Source organism: Ruegeria sp. AI3 (assembly GCF_056541245.1).
In genome coordinates this window covers 1-620 of the sequence record NZ_JBQFYA010000080.1, presented here as the reverse complement: position 1 = coordinate 620, position 620 = coordinate 1, and the positions used below count along the sequence as shown (strand labels likewise).

The following is a 620-nucleotide window of genomic DNA, read 5'->3' as shown; positions in this document are numbered from 1 at the left end:
GGTTCCCCCGTCCTTTAATGGATCGACCCGGCTGTGATCTGTCCTTTTCCGGCCTCAAGACGGCGCTGATGCGGACCCGCGATCAGATTTCCGCTGAAAAGGGCGGATTGACCCGTCAGGATCGGGCCGACCTGTGTGCGGGGTTCCAACAGGCCGTCGTTGACACATTGGCCGAGAAAACACGACGGGCCATCGTGCTGTACCTGCAGCAGAACCCGTCAGAACCTGTGATTGCCGTGGCTGGCGGCGTAGCGGCCAATTCGGCAATTCGGGCTGGTTTAGAGTCTGTTTGTGCAGAATTCGGCGTCCGATTCACCGCGCCTCCGCTGAACCTTTGCACCGATAACGCCGCCATGATCGCATATGCCGGGATCGAGCGGTTTCGCGCTGGCGCAAGGGACGGTCTTGATCTGGTCGCACGTCCGCGTTGGCCCTTGGATCGCACCAGCCCCGCGATGCTGGGCAGCGGCAGGAAAGGCGCCAAGGCATGAGCGTTTCGGTCCTTGGTTCTGGTGCGTTCGGCACCGCCCTAGCAAATGCACTGGCGAGCAAAGGGCCCGTGACCTTATGGGCCCGGGATACCGATCAGGCCGCGCGGATTCAGGACACACGGGAAAACC

The 620-nt window shown here is 61.9% G+C and carries 2 protein-coding genes; both read left to right on the top strand.

Features of this window, described 5'->3' with window-relative positions:
- Positions 1-491, top strand: a 491-nt coding sequence (locus ACRZ95_RS23140) for a tRNA (adenosine(37)-N6)-threonylcarbamoyltransferase complex transferase subunit TsaD (RefSeq protein WP_480555741.1), incomplete at its 5' end; no start/stop codon positions are given.
- A partial coding sequence (locus ACRZ95_RS23135) for a 2-dehydropantoate 2-reductase N-terminal domain-containing protein (RefSeq protein WP_480555743.1) occupies positions 488-620 on the top strand: 133 nt, incomplete at its 3' end. The genes ACRZ95_RS23140 and ACRZ95_RS23135, both read left to right, overlap by 4 nt.